Source organism: Streptosporangium jomthongense (assembly GCF_042650425.1).
Lineage (GTDB): Bacteria > Actinomycetota > Actinomycetes > Streptosporangiales > Streptosporangiaceae > Streptosporangium.
Map to the genome: position 1 here is coordinate 1 of NZ_JBHSBC010000028.1, position 715 is coordinate 715.

A 715-nucleotide genomic window follows, 5' to 3' on the forward strand; every position below is an offset into this window, starting at 1 on the left:
GTGTTGGGTGTCGGTGCGGCGTTGGAAGAGCAGGAGGCCGTCGTGGGTGTAGGTGGCCAGGTCCCCGGTGTGATAGAGCCGCCCGCCCTGGATTGAGGCCGTGATGCCGTCCGAGGCCGTGGTGTCGCTTGAAGGTGTGGTGTCGCCTGGCCGTGGCCCTTGTCCCTGCCCCTGCCCCTGCCCCTGCCCCTGTCCCTGCCCTTGTCCCTGTCCTTGTTCTTGTTCCGGGTTGGGGGTGAGGCCGGGGTTGGGGCGGAAGTGGGTGGCGGTCAGGGCGGGCCGGTTGAGGTAGCCGTGGGCGAGGCTGGGGCCGCTGATGCAGATCTCCCCGGTCTGGCCGGGTTCGGTGATGGCCTGTCCGGTGTCGGGGTCGATGAGGTGGACGGTGCGGTCGCCGATGGGGGTGCCGATCGGGATGGTGGGCCGGTCGAGGTCGGCGGGGGTGATCAGGTGGGCGGTGGCGAAGACGGTGCACTCGCTGGGGCCGTAGCAGTTCGCCAGCCGGGTGGCGGGCAGTTCGGTCAGGGCGGTGCGCACGTGGCGGACGGTGGCGGCCTCGCCGCCGAACAGCAGTTGCTGCACGTTGGCCAGGAGGTGGGGGCTGGTGGAGACGATCGTGTTGAACGCGGTCGTGGGCAGGAACAGGTGGGTGACCTGGTGGGTGTGGACGGTTTCGGCGACGGTCAGGGGGTCGCGGTTGGTTCCGGTGTGCACC

At 70.2% G+C, this 715-nt stretch carries 1 protein-coding gene; it reads right to left on the reverse strand.

The genetic code is table 11. From position 1 onward, the window contains the following. A partial coding sequence (locus ACFOYY_RS25000) for an AMP-binding protein (protein WP_386192525.1) occupies positions 1 to 715 on the reverse strand: 715 nt, incomplete at both ends.